We start from the raw sequence: 18643 nt of genomic DNA on the forward strand, positions 1-18643 counted from the left end.
GAGAGTAAAAGCATGTCACGTCCAACCGGCGCCACCATCAATCAACAGGCACTGCGTCATAATCTGGCCGTTGTTCGCCGGGCGGCCCCGCAATCACGCGTCTGGTCGGTGGTAAAAGCCAATGCGTATGGTCACGGTGTGGCTCGCGTGTGGCAAAGCCTGGCAGAAACCGATGGTTTCGCGCTGCTGAATATGGAAGAGGCGATCCTGCTGCGTGAGCAGGGCTGGAAAAAACCGATCCTGCTGCTGGAAGGTTTCTTTCATGCCGAGGATTTAGCGCTAATCGATCGTTACCGCCTCACCACCAGCGTGCACAGCAACTGGCAGATTCAGGCGCTGGCAAAAGCGCAGCTGTCGGCACCGGTCGATGTGTACCTCAAAATCAACAGCGGCATGAACCGGCTTGGTTTCCGTCCTGAGCAGGCCCATGCGGCGTGGCAAAAACTGCGCGCTCTGCCGAACGTCGGTGCAATGACGTTGATGGCGCACTTCGCTGATGCAGAAAATCCGCAAGGAGTTGTTGAGCCGATGAAGCGCGTCGAACTGGCGGCGGAAGGGCTCGATTGTCCGCGTTCCCTGTCTAACTCTGCGGCTACGCTGTGGCATCCTGAAGCGCATTTTGACTGGGTGCGTCCCGGCATTATTCTCTATGGCGCGTCACCGAGCGGCGACTGGCAGGATATCGCCAGCACCGGATTGCAGCCGGTGATGACGCTCACCAGCGAAATCATTGGCGTTCAGCAGCTGAATGACGGTGAGGGCGTGGGTTACGGTTATCGCTATCACGCTAGCGGCACCCAGCGTATCGGCATCGTCGCCTGTGGCTACGCCGACGGTTATCCGCGTCATGCGCCCACCGGCACGCCAGTCAGCGTGGATGGCATACGCACGCAAACGCTGGGCGCCATCTCCATGGACATGATGATGATCGATTTAGAACCTTGCCCGCAGGCCGGCATCGGTTCAAAGGTGGAGCTGTGGGGCAATCAGGTGAAGATCGATGAGGTGGCAAAAGCCGCCGGAACGGTGGGCTACGAGCTGATGTGCGCGCTCGCGCCACGCGTTCCGGTTGAGGTTATTTAAGCGCGGTCACGCGACCGTGCATTTTCTTACTGCAGCGCCAGGCGGTCAGTGCCAGCGCTGCACCCAGCAGCATCATCAATGCCAGTGACGACTTCTCCGCAACGGGCAATGCCACGATTGCCATGCTGCCGCCCGCACCACACGCCATCTGAATAAATCCCTGCAGTGCTGAGGCCACGCCCGCTTGCTGCTGATACGGCTCCAGCGCGTAGCTGGTGGCGGGACCGACCGTGAACGCCAGGCCAGCAACGGAAACCGCCACGGGAATCATGTACAGCGCCCAATGGTTTTGCCACGCCGCCGGTAACAGCGTGGTGCCCATCATCAGAAGAATTGCGCCGATCAACATGGTGGCGAAACCCATCGCCAGGCAGAACGGGCGTCCCGCTTTGCGAATGGTTTTGTTTACGAACGCGCTAACCAGCATGATCCAAAACCCGTTGGCGCCAAAGGCGAAAGAGAATTGCAACGGCGTCAGGCCGCCTTCGGTCATCAGCACGTGTGGCGCCAGCGACACATAGGTCAGCACCATGCCCAGCGCGCCGGCATTGGCAAAGGCAAAGGCGAGAAAGCGCGGTTCACGGGCGATGGCAGCATACTGCGCCAGCGGTAAACCTTTAACGCGTAAGGTGTCCGCCGGGCGCGTTTCGGGCAGCCACAGCAGGACGATCAAGCCGATTACCACCGCATAGCCGCACAGGAACCAGAACGGCATCCGCCAGCCGTAGGCTTCGGCGAGGATCCCACCCAGCAGTGGCGCCAGCGCGGGAACGATATTCAGCGCACCATTGAGAAAGCCGTAAGCGCGTGCGGCATCCTCGCCACTGAGACGGTCACGCACGCCGCTGAAGGCCACCACCGCCGTGCAGCACACCGCGCAACCCTGAATGATGCGTGCGAGAAAGAACACCGGCCACAGCGTGCTCGTGGCGGCAATCGCGCTGCCAATGATGTAAAGCGCAAGACCAATTAACGCGAGCGGCTTACGACCAAAATTATCCACCAGCGGACCGGTAATCAATTGGCCAATGCCCATCACCAATAAAAACAGAGGAATCGTGATTTGGATGAGGCTCACCGGGCTGTTAAGACCTTCGGCGATTTGCGGCAATGTCGGGAGGTAAAGATCAATGCCAAGCGGCGCCAGCAGCACCAGGCTAAGAAGTATTAAGGTGAATTTTTGCATTACGAACCGGACGACCTGTTAAACAATCCGGAAGGGTAATGACTCTTAGGGGAAAAAGAAAGGGATAATAAAAGCGATGCCTGCCGAAGTGCACAGGCACCGCCTCGAGGGTATTAGTAAGCGCCGTCGCGACGAACCACTACGCCAGCGGTTTTGAATAGAATCGCAATGTCAGTCCATAACGCCCAGTTTTTCACGTACCAGGAATCGAAGTAGACGCGCGTATCGTAGTCAATGTCGTTACGTCCGCTGACCTGCCACAAGCCGGTCATGCCCGGTTTCGCCATCAGGTAGTAATCCACATCACCGGCATAACGCTCCAGTTCTGCTTCAATCACCGGACGCGGACCGACCAGACTCATTTCGCCACGAATCACGTTCCACAGTTGTGGCAGCTCATCAAGGCTGGTTTTGCGCAGGAAGTTACCAATTTTGGTCACACGCGGATCGTTTTTCAGTTTGAAATCACGGTCCCATTCGGCACGCGCTTCCTCGCTGGTCGCCAGCAAATTTTGCAGCACTTCCTGCGAGTTGGTCACCATTGAGCGGAACTTCAGGCACTTAAACTTCACGCCATCTTGCCCAACGCGTTCATGACCATAAATCGCATTGCCGCCGTCACGTTTCACCATCGCACACAGCAGTCCAAATACCGGTCCGAGGAACAGCAGCAGCATGGATGCCACCACGATATCGAAGGTGCGTTTCAGGAAGCGCGAAGAGCGTTTCGCCAGGTTGTTGCTGACGCGCAAAATCATCACTTCATGGCTGAAGATGAATGACATATCGGTGCCATACAGCGGCACGCCGCGCAGCGTTGGGATCACGGAGATTGAACGGCACTTCATTTTGGACAGGAACTTCAGCCATTTATCGCGCACCACTTGCTGCTCAAATTCGGTGGCGACGATAAATTGCGTGTTGTCACGGTCCATGGTTTGCCAGTTGATGTCTTTCCAGGTGATCACCGGAACGCCATTAACCTTCTCATGCTGTTGGTCATCATCCAGCGAGATAAACGCCTGCACGTTATAACCGAGGATCTCCTCGCTCTGCAGCGCCGCATAAGCTTCCATGGCATTTTTACCGGAACCAATGATGATGGTTTCCTTCTGCCACTGACCTGCGCGGTTGATGGCGCGTTTTACCACGGCACGCATCAGCGGCAGCAGCAGCAGAGCGTAAGTCCAGCTAAATACCCAAACCATGCGCGAGAAGTCCCATTTTGAAAAGGCAATCAACGCCAGATCAAGCAGAGAGAAGACGAACAGGGTTTTAATCACTTCTTTCAGTTCAAACCAAAACGGCTTGCGATAAGTGTAGTGACGCATACGCACCCAGAACCAGGCGGTGCAAAGAATAGAAAGGCTAAATTGGGCAATAAACCGGTATTCAATCTGCTGGGGCGGAATAAAGGTATCCAGTTCGCCCCAAATACCTTGAACGGTGGCGGCAGATAAAAACAATGCCAGATTTAATGCAATTAAATCCGAGAAACTAAGTGCGACTTTTGCGATGAGGTTTTTGCGCAGTCCGCTCCACGAGCGGGTTGCATCATTCATTATCAAAGTACTTGCCATAAAACCTGCTCTCTTTTCTTAAGTAAAAGATGGCCTGACCAGAATCAAGTACGCGCTCAGGAGTGGTCCGCTGAAAAATGGAAAGAAGTATTCTTTCAGCGAGATATAAGTCAGTGCTGCCATAAGCGCTGCAAGGAAAGGACCGTTTGAGACGTGATGCACGTCACGAAAAGCTGCAGCAACGTTTAAGAGTATGCAGGAGTTATTTGACAGAGTTAATATGGAAATAGTCTGAAAAGGAAATAAATGACTAAAGAAATAATTGGCTATTTAATTGAAATGTATGGTTAAAAGTTAATTAATCGCGAATATTACGCTTCATTTTAGGACAGCTTTTCGGAATGACCGCCATTCACATCAATGGCGGCGCCAGCCAATCAGGCGGGTTTTTTTAATACCCACAGGTCCTGCTGCTTATCATAGTGTCCGATTTGCAAATCGACAGCCTCTTCATCAATCCATGCCGGTACACTGGTATCCACATCCCAGCCGTCGAGTTGGTCACTCAGGCCGGGATTGGTATGGCAGGGAATACTGACAGTGTCGCCATTGTCACTATTGAACTCTGCATCAACGATTTCATATTGACCAATCTTCACCACGCGTCCCATTACATTCTCCCGTATTAACTGGGTTGAATAGTGAGCATAGTCGTTCACACGCAGTTTACGAGCGATAAAGCCTCGGATTAATCCTTGTCTTCACTGACGCGCACGCCAACTTTCACAATCTGGTTATCTTCTTTTTCTGCCACCGTCCAGGTTAACTGCTTCCATTCCACCTGATCGCCAACCACCGGCGTGCTGCCGAGCAAACTCATTACCAGCTGTCCAAGCGACTGCTGATCGTTGGTCTGTTCATCTAACTCCAGGCCGTAAATTTGCGCCACGTCGCGTAGGCGCGCTTCGGCATCCAGAATAAAGTCGCCGAAGAAGCGTTGATCCAGCGATACCGGCGGCGATTGGCTGAACATTTTACCTAAGGCGGGGAGGTCGCGTTCACGGCCAATCACACACAGCACATCGCCTTCTTTCAGGCGCGTATTGCCGTTGGGATGCATTAACGCGTTATCCCGGAACAGGGCGGCGATGCGGGTTTCGCGCGGCATCTGTAAATCACGCAGCGCTGCGCCGACGCACCATTTGTCGGCGCTCAGCTGGTAAATAAATTGTTCCCACGGATTCTCCGGATGGATATCCAGCCCAACCCGGCTAATCGGCGAGGCGGTTGGTGGCACCACCACTTTGGCGCGTTTGGCGGCATAGCCCAGCGAGGTACCTTGCAGCATCAACGACACCAACACTACAAAGAAAGCGATGTTGAAGTAGAGCTTGGCGTTCTCCAGCCCGGCCATCATCGGAAATACGGCGAGGATGATCGGCACTGCGCCACGTAAGCCCACCCAACTGATGAAGATACGTTCGCGTCCGGTGAAGCCTTTGAACGGTAACAGACCAACCAGAATCGACAGCGGGCGCGCTACCAGAATCAACCACAGCGACAGAATCATCGCCGGCACCGCGATGTGCCACAAATCGGAGGGTGTCACCAGCAAGCCCAGCACAATGAACATGCCGATTTGGCTCAGCCATGCCATGCCGTCAAAGGTTTGCAAAATACCGTGGCGGTTGCGAATCGGGCTGTTGCCCAGCAGGAAGCCGCAAAGATACACCGCCAGAATGCCGCTGCCTTCCATCACGGTGGTGAGCGCAAACACGATGATGCCGCCACTCACCGCCAGCAGCGGATATAAACCCTGCGCCAGATTGATACGGTTAATCAACTGCTGCAGCGCCCAGCCGCCGCCCAGGCCTAATACGATGCCAAGACCAAACTGCTGCACCAGATGCACCACAAACATCCAGCTCAGGCCGGACTGGCCTTGCTGAATCATGTCGATCAGCGTGATGGTGAGAAACACCGCCATCGGATCGTTGCTGCCGGATTCAATTTCCAGCGTAGAGCTGACACGTTCGTTGAGGCCTTTATCACCCAGCAGCGAAAATACGGCGGCGGCATCGGTAGAACCGATAATCGCGCCAATCAGAAAGCCCTGCATCAGATCGAGCTTAAACAGCCAGGCAGCGGCAACGCCGGTTAACCCTGCGGTGATCATCACGCCAACCGTCGCCAGCGATAATGCCGGGCCGAGCGCCACCTTTAGCGAAGACGCTTTGGTGCGCATCCCGCCATCAAGCAAGATGATGGCTAGAGCGAGGTTGGAGACCAGATAGGCGACGGGATAGTTATCAAAGGCGATGCCACCGATACCATCAATCCCGGCCAACATGCCGAGAGCGAGGAAGATCACCAGAATCGGAATGCCAAGGCGTGAGGAAAAGGAACTGAGCAAAATACTTGCTGCTACCAGCACGGACCCAATAATGAACAAACTGTAAATCATGCTGGTATTCAACGGCGTTCTCCTGCGGCGGGGCAAAAAAGACAAACTGCGGGCGATTCACACAGACAAGGTGGAAAGATAATGCCTTATCAATAGCTTGTCAGCGCTTAATTGCACATTTTTTCATTCTGTGGGGCCGCATCCCATACACAGCTAAATTTGTATGAAAAAACAACAGGAAATGGCGCGAAGTGAGTCGGGCTGCTGCAAAGAAAAAGCCGGTCAGTGACCGGCTTATAAAATCAGGCTTCTGCAGCCTGTTTGTGGAAAAGTTCTCTAAATACCGGATAGATGTCTTCTGGCTCGCGAATATGTTGGATTGCGAAGTTATCAAACATTGCCTGCAGATGTTCATACTCGCGCCATAAGGTCTGATGCGCGCGACGCGTGATCTCGATATAGCTGTAATAACGCACAACCGGCAGAATATGTTTGGCTAAGATCTCGTGGCAGAGCGGTGAATCATCGGCCCAGTTATCACCATCCGACGCTTGCGCCGCATAGATGTTCCACTGTGACGGGTCATAACGCTCTTTAACCACCTCATCCATTAACTTCAGTGCACTGGAAACAATGGTGCCGCCCGTTTCCTGCGAGTAGAAGAACTCCTGTTCGTCGACCTCTTTCGCCTGAGTGTGATGCCGGATGTACACCACGTCGACGTTCTTGTAAGTACGGCTCAGGAACAGATACAGCAGAATGTAGAAACGCTTCGCCATATCTTTGGTGGCTTGATCCATCGAACCAGACACGTCCATCAGGCAGAACATCACGGCCTGGCTTGAAGGTTCTGGTCGCTTCTCGAAGTTTTTGTAGCGCAGGTCAAAGGTATCGATAAACGGCACGCGGTCGATGCGCGCGCGCAACTCAGCGATCTCTTTACGTAAACGCTCCTCTTCCAGTAACTGCGCCGGTTCGCTGGTTTCCACTTCGGATAGCGTAGCTTCCAGTTCGTTTAACATGCGGCGTTTACCCGCCGTCATCGCCGTACGACGAGCCAGCGAGTTCTGCAGCGAGCGCACCACGCTGATATTAGCCGGCGTACCGTTTGAGGTGTAGCCCGCGCGATGGGTTTTGTACTCGTTTAACTGCCGATGCTGATTCTTGCGCAGGTTCGGCAACGCCAAATCTTCGAACAGAAGATCGAGATATTCATCTTTAGATATCTGGAAGCTGAATTCGTCCTGGCCTTCACCATCCTGACTGGCGTTGCCCTGGCCGCTACCGCCGCTGCCGCCGCCACCTTGCGGACGTTCAATGCGATCGTTTTGCACGAAATGGTCATTCCCAGGATGCACGCGATGACGGCTGCCGCCGCGGCCCTGATGGAAGCTCGGTTCATTAATATCGTCAATTGGAATCGAGACCGATTCGCCGCTCTCGACATCGGTCACCGAACGCTTGTTGATGGCCTCGGAGATCGATTGCTTGATTTGCGACTTATAACGGCGCAGAAAGCGCTGCCGATTGACGGCGCTTTTGTTCTTACCGTTGAGACGCCGATCGATAAAATAGGCCATAAAAATCCCCCAAACTGCATTGCAAGCTTAGGCCGGGAAAACCCGGCCTCCTGTTGCAGCACCGAAGCGCCGCGACGCTTACAGATAACGATTATGAAGATTTACGCACGCGCAGATACCATTCGCACAGCAGGCGTACTTGCTTGCGGGTATAGCCTTTTTCCATCATGCGATCGACAAAATCATCGTGTTTTTTCTGCTCGTCCGTTGAGGTTTTGGTATTGAACGAAATCACCGGCAGCAACTCTTCGGTGTTCGAGAACATTTTCTTCTCGATGACCGTGCGCAGTTTTTCGTAGCTGGTCCAGTTCGGATTGCGTCCGCTATTCTGCGCACGGGCACGCAGCACAAAGTTGACAATCTCGTTACGGAAATCTTTCGGATTACTGATCCCGGCAGGTTTCTCGATCTTTTCCAGCTCGGCGTTCAGCGATTCGCGGTCAAACAGCTGTCCGGTGTCAGGATCGCGGTACTCTTGATCCTGAATCCAGAAATCAGCGTAGGTGACGTAGCGATCAAAGATGTTTTGACCGTATTCAGAGTAGGACTCCAGATACGCGGTCTGAATCTCTTTACCGATAAACTCGGCGTATTTTGGAATCAAATAGCCTTTCAGGTGCTCCAGATACTTCTCGGCTTGATCCTGTGGGAACTGCTCGCGCTCAATTTGCTGCTCCAGTACGTAGAACAGATGCACCGGGTTGGCCGCTACTTCGGCATGGTCGAAGTTGAACACGCGCGACAGGATTTTAAACGCGAAGCGGGTTGAAAGACCGTTCATGCCCTCATCAACGCCCGCGTAATCGTGATACTCCTGCCAGGATTTGGCTTTTGGATCCGTATCTTTCAGGCTTTCGCCATCATAGACGCGCATTTTGGAGTAGATGCTGGAGTTTTCCGGCTCTTTCAAACGCGACAGAATCGAGAAGCGGGCCAGGGTTTCCAGCGTGCCCGGCGCGCATGGCGCAGTGGTCAACTCACTGTGATCCAACAGTTTGTTATAGATCTTGATCTCTTCGGAAACGCGTAGGCAATAAGGCACTTTGACGATGTAAACACGGTCGAGGAAGGCCTCATTGTTTTTGTTATTACGGAAGGTGACCCATTCTGATTCGTTAGAGTGCGCCAGAATGATGCCGTTGAACGGCAGGGCAGAGATCCCTTCGGTACCGTTGTAGTTACCTTCCTGCGTGGCGGTCAGCAGCGGATGCAACACTTTAATCGGTGCTTTAAACATCTCAACGAATTCCATCACGCCTTGGTTTGCGCGGCAAAGGGCACCTGAATAGCCGTATGCGTCAGGATCGTTTTGCGCGTGATTTTCCAGTTTACGGATATCCACTTTACCGACCAACGCAGAGATATCCTGGTTGTTCTCATCGCCTGGTTCTGTTTTGGCAATTGCTACCTGCTCCAGAATTGACGGCCACACTTTCACCACTTTGAAGCGGGTGATATCGCCGCCAAACTCATGCAGGCGTTTCGCCGCCCAGGGCGACATGATGGTGCCCAGATAACGCCGCGGCACGCCATACTCTTTTTCCAGAATATTGGCGTCTTCCTGAGGGTTAAACAGGCAGAGCGGATGATCGTTTACCGGGCTGCGCTCGCCGTCGGCGCTCAGCACATAGATCGGCACACGCTGCATCAGCGCTTTCAGGCGCTCAGCCAATGAGGATTTACCGCCACCCACCGGGCCCAGTAAGTAAAGGATCTGTTTCTTCTCTTCCAAACCCTGCGCGGCGTGTTTCAGGTAGGAGACGATTTGCTCAATCGCTTCCTCCATACCGTAAAACTCTTCGAAGGCCGGGTAGCGTCCCATGACACGGTTGGAGAAGATTCGGGAAAGGCGAGGCTCTTGCGCAGTGTCAACCATCACCGGCTCACCGATGGCCATTAATAGTCGCTCGGCAGCGTTGGCGTATGCACTGCGATCCTGTTTACAGATGGCGAGGAATTCCTGCAATGAGAACTCTTCGTCCTTGGCAGCTTCATAACGCTGACGATAGTGATCGAATATATTCATAGCGATGCCCGTCCTTTCGTTTTTAGCACAGGTAAAGGAGCGTAATAAAAGTTTGTAGCAGCTCCCGGAAGATATTCTTTATTGAGTACAGCAACCCTTATGCCAACCTGACGTTTTTTTATCGGGATACACAATTCTTATGGTTACTCTGCTCGTACAAAAAAGTCTCGTCTTACATTTAACTGTAGAAGGCATTCAGAAAACCTGCAGCCACTTTTCTCCTTATTCGGCGATATATCAATAACAAAGTCTCATAAGCACTGAGGCAATCAACCTAAGCCGTGAGAGCGATGAAGACACTGAGAATATTTCGCTATGCTGGTTAGAGAGCATCATTGAACGTTAACCGATAGCAAAAATTTGGTTAGACTCTGCGTGTGATTGTTATATTAATGGACTGAATAAATTGTGAACCAATTCAAACTTAAAGCGCTTACTCTGGCTATTCCTTGTTATTTTGCGGCGTTCGGCACTCATGCAGAACCCTTATCTCTTGGCGCTTCGGTGATTTATGCGCAGTCACCTTATCGGGGCGGACAAGACCGCTATCTGCCGATTCCGGTGATTAATTATGAAGGTGAAAACTTCTGGTTCCGCAGCCTGCAAGGCGGCTATTACCTGTGGAAAGACCCGCAGAATCAGCTGTCGCTGACGGTGCTGGGATCGCCGCAGCAGTACGATCCGAAAGACAACGATTTGGGTGACATGAAAGCGCTGGATAAGCGCCGTATGACGCTGATGGCCGGCGCCAACTATCGCCACGTTGCCGATTGGGGTATCGTGCGCACCGCTCTGCTGGGTGATGTGCTCAATAACAGCAATGGTTTAATCTGGGATCTCACCTATCTATATCGCTTTGATTTCGGCGCATTCAGCCTGACGCCGGGCATTGGTGCAATGTGGAACAGCGCCAATCAGAACCGTTATTACTACGGTGTTTCATCCCATGAAAGTGCGCGAACCGGCATCGCTGAGTATCATCCAGACGACAGCTGGTCGCCGTATGTCGAGATGAATGCCAGCTACCAAATCAGCCAAAGCTGGAACGCCAGCTTGTCTGGTCGTTACACGCGCTTCGACAGCGAAATCAAAGACAGCCCGATGGTCGATAAGAGTGGCCAGTTCACACTCTGGACCGGCATCAGTTACAGCTTCTGACGATTAAATAAACGCCTCGTAATGAGGCGTTTTTCTTACATTGCACCAATTCAGAGCCCCATATCAGCACAACAGGAGGAGTGATGAAGACTATCCAATTTCACGGTGAATCAGCTTTACCCGCTATTGGCCAGGGAACCTGGTATATGGGTGAGAATGCAGCGCTGCGCAGCCAGGAAGTGGGCGCACTGCAGGCGGGTTTAGATCTTGGACTTAAGGTTATCGACACGGCGGAAATGTATGCGGAAGGCGCTGCCGAAGAGGTGGTCGGCGAAGCGTTACGCGGCCGTCGCGATCAAGCCTGGCTGGTATCGAAGGTGTATCCCTGGAATGCCGGTGAAGTCGATGCTATCGAGGCCTGCGAGCGCAGTCTGCGCCGTCTGCAAACCGATTACCTCGATCTCTACCTGCTGCACTGGCGTGGCAATGTGCCCTTAGAAGAAACCATTCGCGCGATGGAATCCTTGCAGCAGCAGGGCAAAATCCGCCATTGGGGCGTCTCGAACTTTGACCATGACGATATGCTGGAACTGTGGCAAGAGCCCGGCGGCAAATCCTGTTTAACCAATCAGGTGCTGTACCACTTAGCGTCACGCGGGATCGAGTACGATTTGTTGCCGCAGTGTCAGCAGCGCGAGATACCGATTATGGCCTATTGCCCGTTAGCGCAGGCTGGACGACTGCGACAGGCGCTGTTTGACGATGCGGGTCTTCAACAGATTGCACAACAGAAGGGCATCAGCGTGGCGCAAATGCTATTGGCTTGGGTGATCCGTCAGCAAGGTGTTTTGGCCATTCCTAAAGCCAGCAGCGTTTCACATGTGCAGCAAAACGCGGCCGCGCTAAGTATCAATCTGACTAATGAAGAGCTGAGCATCATTGATCGGGCGTTTCCTGCGCCTCAATCTAAAACTGCATTAGATGTGGTTTAGCGGCGCAACGGCGCCGCATTTTATTACTTATTAACGATACGCATCGTGGTGCCTAAACGCGCAGGGGATTCGCCCGCGCTTTTTAGCGGCTTACTAATGCGCGCCGTTTCCACGCACACCATGGTTTTATAGCCTTCATTTGGCATGTCCCCCATGCTGCATGATAACTCCGGACCTGGATTCCACGTGACAACGTCACTCTGATAGTGGTGATAGACTTCAATCTGGCGTTTGCCCGCTTTATCGTGAATCACGCTGCAGTCATCCGCTGCGGTGTGAATACGATCCACGCGGTTGGGATAGGTTTGCTTGCCGTCGGATGCGCCAATCGCATTATCGTTAACCTTATCAATAAAGCTGTTACCCAATCCGCTCACTTCGACCTGAGAGATATCCGCAATCTGGAAGTAGCTGTGCAGCGCTGCGGTGGCTTCATAGTCGCCGTAAGCTTCCAGCTCAATTTCACAATGCTCAGCAATCCGGAAGCGAGCGAGCAGGGTGAAATCGTGTGGCCAGAGCTTTTTGGTTTGTGCGTTGCTTTCCAGCGTAAAAGTCAGCATTACCGCATCTTCGTTTTCGTCATGGGCGGTCAGCGTCCACGGCATATTGCGTGCAAAACCGTGCGCCGGTTCACCTGCCGGACCGAACCACGGCCAGCAAATAGGCACGCCGCCGCGGATTGCTTTACCAGAGATAAATGGGGTCTTTTCACTGAGCCAAATCACCGGTTTTTGACCGCTAGGCTGCCACGAAAGCAGATGCGCACCTTGCAGGGCAATCGCCGCACGCACTTTAGGATGGCTGATTACCACAATTGGCAAATCACCCTGCTGACGCTGTGACAGATAAGGGGTGATTTGATTCACTACCGGAAGGGTATAAAGCGTATCTTGCATGGTCAGACCTTCTATTTTATCCAGTCGAAAAAAAGGGGCGACCGAAGTCACCCCTTGTCCGTTTAGCCGGTTAGCTTACTTAGAAGCAACCAGTGCAATCAGATCGAGAACTTTATGTGAGTAGCCAGTTTCGTTATCGTACCAGGAAACCAGTTTCACGAAGTTGTCATTCAGAGCGATACCTGCTTTAGCATCGAATACTGAAGTCAGGGTTTCGCCGTTGAAGTCGGTAGAAACCACGTCGTCTTCAATGTAGCCCAGAACGCCTTTCATTTTGCCTTCTGACTCAGCTTTGATCACTGCACAAATTTCTTTGTAGGTCGCTGGTTTTTCCAGGCGAACAGTCAGGTCAACAACAGACACGTTTGGAGTAGGAACGCGGAACGCCATACCGGTCAGTTTGCCGTTCAGCTCTGGCAGAACAACGCCAACTGCTTTAGCTGCACCGGTAGAAGATGGGATGATGTTCTGCGCTGCGCCACGGCCGCCGCGCCAGTCTTTGTGAGACGGGCCATCAACGGTTTTCTGCGTCGCGGTGGTCGCGTGAACGGTGGTCATCAGACCTTCAACGATACCGAAGTTGTCGTTGATAACTTTAGCCAGTGGAGCCAGGCAGTTAGTGGTGCAAGACGCGTTAGAAACGATGTCCTGGCCAGCATATTTGTCAAAGTTAGCGCCACGTACGAACATCGGGGTGCTGTCTTTAGATGGACCAGTCAGAACCACTTTCTTCGCGCCAGCGGTGATGTGTTTACGTGCAGTTTCGTCGGTCAGGAAGATACCGGTCGCTTCAGCAACAACGTCAACACCCACTTCGTCCCACTTCAGATTAGCCGGGTCTTTCTCAGCGGTAACACGGATTTTCTTACCGTTAACAATCAGTGCACCGTCTTTCACTTCTACAGTGCCGTCAAAACGACCGTGAGTAGAGTCATACTTCAGCATGTATGCCATGTAATCGGCGTCGAGCAGATCGTTGATCGCGACGATTTCGATGTCAGAACGCTGCTGCGCAGCACGGAAAACGATGCGACCGATACGGCCAAAACCGTTAATACCTACTTTGATAGTCATATATTCCACCAGCTATTTGTTAGTGAATAAAAGGTTGGCTGTAAAATTACAAAAACCTTACCAGGCGTCAAGCGGAATCGTGTCAATTGTTGCGACAGGTCAATTCCAACACCAGGAATAATTCGTTGCGCAATCGCTTACGCAGCACCCTTATTGCGCGCCTATGTTACGCCGAATGCGGGCTGAAAAGGGATGACTTTTACAAAGGGTGATCGCCATCACAAAATCGTGCTGTGGAACAGATGTCGGAGGCGTTAGCACGAAAAAAGACCCGATAGATGTTGTACGTTTGTTAGAATACTAGTCGATTTTTTCAGAATGACACTCCGGAACTCAAAATGGCTAAAGACACCGCACCCGACGCAAAAATTGCGCAGCTTTCCGAAATGCAGCGCTATGTCACTCAGCATCGTGGAACGGAGCCCCCTTTCTCGGGCGCCTTGCTGCACAACAAGCAGGAAGGGATTTACCACTGCTTAGTTTGTAATTCGCCGCTGTTTCTCTCCGAAACCAAATACGATTCAGGCTGTGGCTGGCCAAGTTTCTATCAGCCTTTCAGTGACGACGCTATCCGCTATCTGGAAGATGATTCACACGGCATGCACCGGGTTGAGATTCGCTGTGGCAACTGTGATGCGCATTTGGGACATGTGTTCCCGGATGGCCCACAACCGAGCGGCGAGCGCTACTGCGTGAACTCCGCCTCGCTAAACTTCACTGATGAGCAGGGCAATCAGCAAGAGGGCTAAGCATGAAACAGGAACTGGAAGCGATGCTGGAGGCGATGACGCCGGAAGTGTACGAGCGGCTCTCCACGGCGGTTGAAATCGGCAAATGGCCAGATGGCGTCGCGCTGACGCCAGAGCAGAAAGAGAATTGTCTGCAGCTGGTGATGTTGTGGCAGGCTCGCCACAATGACGATCCGCAACATATGACCATTAGCAAAGGTGGGGATATGGTGATGAAATCGAAGAAACAGCTGAAAGAAGAGTTTGGCATTGAGCCCGACGTCACGCGCATCAACCTGCACTAAAAATCAAAAGGGCTGGTTCTCACCAGCCCCTTATTTTCAGATTAATACCGCACCTTGTGCTTCCATCTGAGCGAAAGCAATTTCACTGTCATCCGGATTCAGGTTCACACCGCGGCAGCCCTCTTTAACCACCTCCACGTTGTAACCTAACTCCAGCGCATCCAGCACGCTGTATTTGACGCAGTAATCGGTCGCAATACCCAACATCACTAAATCGCTAATGCCGCGCTCGCGCAGCCAACTGTCGAGTTCTGTCTTGCGTCGATGGCCGTTATCAAAGAAGGCGCTGTAGCTATCCACCTCAACATCGCCCCCTTTATGGAACACGGCATCTATCAGAGAGCGATCGAGATCGGGATGAAAATCCGCCCCGACAGAATTCTCAATACCGTGATCGGGCCACCAGATCTGCGCTAAACCGTTTAATTCGCCGAGCGTGTAGACCGGCTCGCCGGAGATCGAGGCGAAACTGCCGTGATTGGTTGGATGCCAGTCTTGCAATGCCACCACGCATTCACCCCGATCGTGAAACTCACGCGCAAATCGATTGGCGACGGCAACCGTTTGGTCACCCTCACGCACCGCCATTGGGCCGCCGGGGCAAAAATCGTTCTGAATATCGATGATTATCAATGCCCGCTTCATTGGTTTCGCTCCGTATCAATCTTCGGTCAGTTCGCCGCGTAAATTCTGCTGCATTTTGGCACGAATTTCCGCGCTGGTAAGGTTCTGACTCAATAAAAAATGCAGTTTGGTTAATGTGGCCTCAACGGTGAGATCAAAGCCGCTGATCACGCCCGCATGCTCAAGCGCATTGCCGGTGGCATAGCCGCCCATATTCACTTTGCCGGACATACACTGTGTCAGATTCACCACCACGATGCCGCGATCGCTGGCCTGTTGCAGTTCCGAAAGGAACTCGGCATTTTGCGGCGCGTTGCCAACGCCGTAAGAGCGCAGGATCAAGGCTTTCACCGGCTGACGCAGGAAATTACCCACCACGTCGGCAGAAATACCCGGATAAATCGTCACCACGCCAATCGGCTGTGGTGTTATCGGATGCACAATCAGCTCGCCGTGACCTTGCGGTGCGGGCGGGGTGTTTAACCGGCGGATATGAATACCCGCTTCCAGCAAGGGCGCTAGGTTTGGCGATGCGAAGGCATTAAAGCCGTCAGCATGTGCCTTAGTGGTACGGTTGCCGCGGAACAGCGTGTTATTGAAAAACAGGGCAACTTCACTGATCGGATAATTGGCCGCCACATACAGCGAGTTCAGCAGGTTTTGCTGCCCATCAGAACGCAATTCTGCCAGGGGAATTTGCGAGCCGGTGACAATCACCGGCTTAGCGAGGTTCTCCAGCATAAAGGAGAGCGCCGAAGCGGTGAAGGCCATGGTGTCGGTACCATGCAAAATTACAAAGCCATCGTAACGATCGTAGTTTTGCTTAATATCGTTCGCAATCGATTGCCAATCCTGCGGCGTCATGTCCGAGGAGTCCATCAGCGGCTGATATTCATGGATGGTGAAATCCGGCATTTCAGGCCGATGGAATTCGGGCATGTTTGCCAGCTGCTGTTGCAGATGACCCGATACCGGAATGTAACCCTGCGCAGAGCGCTGCATCCCGATGGTGCCGCCGGTGTAGGCTACGTAGATATTTTTCTTTTGCATGAAGGAACTCAGACTTGCCGTAAAACGCGCAGTATAAGGGGATTGCGAACGAAAAGCAGCCCAACCAGCGGCCGGGCTGTAAAGATTAGCGTACGTTGCCGCAGTTCAGGCAGAAAGCGTAGCGATTTTGCGGATCGTTGAGGTTATTCAGTAAGCCAGGTTGCTGTTTCATTGCGCTCATTACGTCCAGCATTGGCGCAGGCAGCCAGACTTTCAGCGCAGCCGGCAACACCGCCTGAACCGACGCGTTCATCTGATTCAGCAGCAGATCGATCATGCCCGGATCGTCCTGATACCAGCTCAACTCCGGCTTAGCGACTTTCGCCAGCTCAGCAGCTTTCGCCACGGCATCGTCAAAGTCTCCCAACGCATCGACCAAACCATTGGCTTTCGCATCGCTACCGGTCCAGACGTGACCCTGCGCAATCGCATTGATTTCCTCAGGCGTTTTGTGACGCGAGGTCGCCACCAGGCCAACGAAATTACGATAGCCGTTCTCAATGGTCAGCTGCATCAGCTGCTGCACTTCAGTTGGCAGCGCTTTGGTGGTAGCGACGTCCGCCAGCGGTGATGTGGCAACGCCGTCAGTGTGTACCCCCACCGAACTCAGGCTGTTTTCAACGGTGTTAATCACGCCAAAGATCCCGATGGAACCGGTCAGCGTGCTGGGTGCCGCCACGATGTAATCAGCAGGCGTTGAAATCCAGTAACCGCCCGAAGCCGCCATGCCGCCCATTGAGACCACCACCGGTTTACCCGCATCGTGGGCTGCCGCCAGCTCTTCACGAATCGCTTCCGATGCCGTGACGCTGCCGCCAGGGCTGTTGACGCGCAACACAATGGCTTTGATTTTAGCATCCAGGCGCGCATCGCGGATTTGCGACGCCGTGGTGTCCCCGCCGACGTTTCCGGCGCTCTCTTCACCGTCCATAATCGCACCGCTGGCAAGGATCACGGCGATATTGCCATCCTGACTCTGCGGCGGCTGTTTAACGGTGTAATCGTAGATACTCACGCTACGGTAATCATTATTCGCCTTATCCCAGCCGAAGGTTTTCACCAGTTCCTGATCGGCGGCTGCACGCGTATCCAGTACATCCACCAATTTATTATTCAGCGCATATTTCGCGGTATCACCTTGCACCGCTTGCAGGCCGCTAATGATGCCGGCTGCGCCCGGGAACAGCTGTTCTGGTGTGATCTGACGATTGGCTGCCACAGTATTCAGGTAATTCTGCCACAGCTGGCCGATCCAGCGCCCATCAGCGTCGCGTGCTTCTGGTGACATATCGTCACGCAGGAACGGCTCGACCGCAGACTTATAAGTGCCTACGCGGAAGACATGCGAGTTAACTTTCAGCTTTTCCAGCAAAGTCTTGTAGTACAGACCATTGGTGGCGAAACCGTGTAGATCGACCGTGCCCTGAGGTGAGAGATACACCTTGTTGGCGTAACTGGCGATGTAGTATTGCGCCTGGCTGTAACTGTCGCCGACTGCATAAATAGGTTTGCCGGCGTCACGGAATTCGCGCAGTGCTTTACCCACATATTGCAGCGAAGGTTGATCGCCACCGGCAAAGTCACGCAGCTCCAGCACGATGCCAGTGATGTTTTTATCGGTTTTTGCCTGGCGGATCGCATCGACGACATCGAACAGGGAATTCTCCTGCAGGCGATCGCTATTTGCGCCTAACAGTTGACGGCTGATACGACTTAGACGATTGCTGACGGAAGGTTTATCGACCAGCACTCCACTCAGATCGATTTTCAATGCGCCTTGCTGTACAGGCTCACTGTTGTTGGAACTGGAAACCTGCAGCCAAATCCCGACGCCCGCCAGGATCAAAACAATAAGAAATAAATTAAGAATAAATTCCCGAATAAAATTCAGTACCCGCCAGGTCCAGCGGAACAGACCGGAAATAATTCGCCACAAAGTGCGCATAAACTCTCCATATTCACGTAGCAGGGCAGCCAGCACGCGGTCTGCCCCGATGTCGGGTTCATCCTAAAGAGCGGCGTGCGAAAAGTCAGCAGGAAATCGCGCCAGACTGTTACAAAAGATCGTGCTGTGCCA

16 protein-coding genes are annotated in these 18643 nt (G+C 53.0%); 5 read left to right on the plus strand and 11 right to left on the minus strand.

Annotated features, from left to right (window positions below):
• The first annotated feature begins 12 nt into the window (after positions 1-12).
• Positions 13-1083 carry a catabolic alanine racemase DadX gene (dadX, locus tag K5Y33_RS04725; RefSeq protein WP_222233344.1) on the plus strand — a complete coding sequence of 357 codons (1071 nt, stop codon included), beginning with the start codon at positions 13-15 and terminating at the stop codon, positions 1081-1083.
• Here dadX and K5Y33_RS04730 read toward each other — a convergent pair.
• The 6 genes from K5Y33_RS04730 to yeaG form a co-directional block, all read right to left on the minus strand.
• Positions 1076-2269: a multidrug effflux MFS transporter gene (locus K5Y33_RS04730; RefSeq protein ID WP_101764208.1), complete on the minus strand. Its 1194-nt coding sequence runs from the start codon at positions 2267-2269 to the stop codon at positions 1076-1078. The genes dadX and K5Y33_RS04730 overlap by 8 nt on opposite strands.
• A gap of 113 nt (positions 2270-2382) precedes the next feature.
• On the minus strand, positions 2383-3849 hold the full coding sequence (gene wbaP / locus K5Y33_RS04735) for an undecaprenyl-phosphate galactose phosphotransferase WbaP (RefSeq protein WP_008110368.1): 1467 nt from the start codon (positions 3847-3849) through the stop codon (positions 2383-2385).
• A gap of 377 nt (positions 3850-4226) precedes the next feature.
• Entirely contained in the window at positions 4227-4460 is a 234-nt protein-coding gene (locus tag K5Y33_RS04740) for a DUF1480 family protein (protein WP_110866277.1), read from the minus strand.
• A 77-nt stretch (positions 4461-4537) separates the two neighbouring features.
• Positions 4538-6265, minus strand: coding sequence for a potassium/proton antiporter (locus K5Y33_RS04745; protein WP_101764211.1), 1728 nt, complete (start codon positions 6263-6265; stop codon positions 4538-4540).
• 230 nt (positions 6266-6495) lie between these two features.
• On the minus strand, positions 6496-7773 hold the full coding sequence (locus K5Y33_RS04750) for a YeaH/YhbH family protein (RefSeq protein ID WP_137385905.1): 1278 nt from the start codon (positions 7771-7773) through the stop codon (positions 6496-6498).
• Between the two features lie 91 nt (positions 7774-7864).
• Positions 7865-9799 (minus strand): protein kinase YeaG, encoded by a 1935-nt coding sequence (gene yeaG, locus K5Y33_RS04755; RefSeq protein WP_008110364.1) that lies wholly within the window; start codon positions 9797-9799, stop codon positions 7865-7867.
• Positions 9800-10207: 408 nt separating this feature from the next.
• On the opposite strand from yeaG, the gene K5Y33_RS04760 reads away from it, so the two are divergent.
• Positions 10208-10957, plus strand: coding sequence for a MipA/OmpV family protein (locus K5Y33_RS04760; RefSeq protein WP_110866275.1), 750 nt, complete (start codon positions 10208-10210; stop codon positions 10955-10957).
• Between the two features lie 80 nt (positions 10958-11037).
• Entirely contained in the window at positions 11038-11889 is an 852-nt protein-coding gene (locus tag K5Y33_RS04765) for an aldo/keto reductase (RefSeq protein WP_370634089.1), read from the plus strand.
• 23 nt (positions 11890-11912) lie between these two features.
• On the opposite strand, the gene K5Y33_RS04770 is transcribed toward K5Y33_RS04765, so the two are convergent.
• Both K5Y33_RS04770 and gapA read right to left on the minus strand, forming a co-directional pair.
• Positions 11913-12785, minus strand: a complete 873-nt coding sequence (locus K5Y33_RS04770) for a D-hexose-6-phosphate mutarotase (protein WP_222233346.1) — start codon at positions 12783-12785, stop codon at positions 11913-11915.
• A 75-nt stretch (positions 12786-12860) separates the two neighbouring features.
• Positions 12861-13859, minus strand: coding sequence for a glyceraldehyde-3-phosphate dehydrogenase (gapA, locus tag K5Y33_RS04775; RefSeq protein ID WP_007889697.1), 999 nt, complete (start codon positions 13857-13859; stop codon positions 12861-12863).
• Positions 13860-14197: 338 nt separating this feature from the next.
• Here gapA and msrB point away from each other — a divergent pair, with 338 nt between their 5' ends.
• Positions 14198-14608 carry a peptide-methionine (R)-S-oxide reductase MsrB gene (gene msrB, locus K5Y33_RS04780; RefSeq protein WP_110866272.1) on the plus strand — a complete coding sequence of 137 codons (411 nt, stop codon included), beginning with the start codon at positions 14198-14200 and terminating at the stop codon, positions 14606-14608.
• Positions 14609-14610: 2 nt separating this feature from the next.
• Positions 14611-14892, plus strand: coding sequence for a YeaC family protein (locus K5Y33_RS04785; RefSeq protein WP_101764217.1), 282 nt, complete (start codon positions 14611-14613; stop codon positions 14890-14892).
• Positions 14893-14928: 36 nt separating this feature from the next.
• Here K5Y33_RS04785 and pncA read toward each other — a convergent pair whose 3' ends face one another.
• The 3 genes from pncA to sppA all read right to left on the minus strand — a co-directional run bounded on the left by pncA (position 14929) and on the right by sppA (position 18511).
• The gene (pncA, locus tag K5Y33_RS04790) at positions 14929-15537 is read right to left on the minus strand and encodes a bifunctional nicotinamidase/pyrazinamidase (protein ID WP_222233347.1); all 609 of its coding nucleotides are present in this window, start codon (positions 15535-15537) and stop codon (positions 14929-14931) included.
• A gap of 15 nt (positions 15538-15552) precedes the next feature.
• Complete coding sequence (ansA, locus tag K5Y33_RS04795; protein WP_101764219.1) at positions 15553-16566, minus strand: asparaginase; 1014 nt, start codon at positions 16564-16566, stop codon at positions 15553-15555.
• Between the two features lie 85 nt (positions 16567-16651).
• The gene (gene sppA, locus K5Y33_RS04800; protein WP_222233348.1) at positions 16652-18511 is read right to left on the minus strand and encodes a signal peptide peptidase SppA; all 1860 of its coding nucleotides are present in this window, start codon (positions 18509-18511) and stop codon (positions 16652-16654) included.
• Positions 18512-18643 lie beyond the last annotated feature (132 nt).

Source organism: Pantoea sp. DY-17 (assembly GCF_019795975.1).
GTDB classification, from domain to species: Bacteria; Pseudomonadota; Gammaproteobacteria; order Enterobacterales; family Enterobacteriaceae; genus Pantoea; species Pantoea leporis.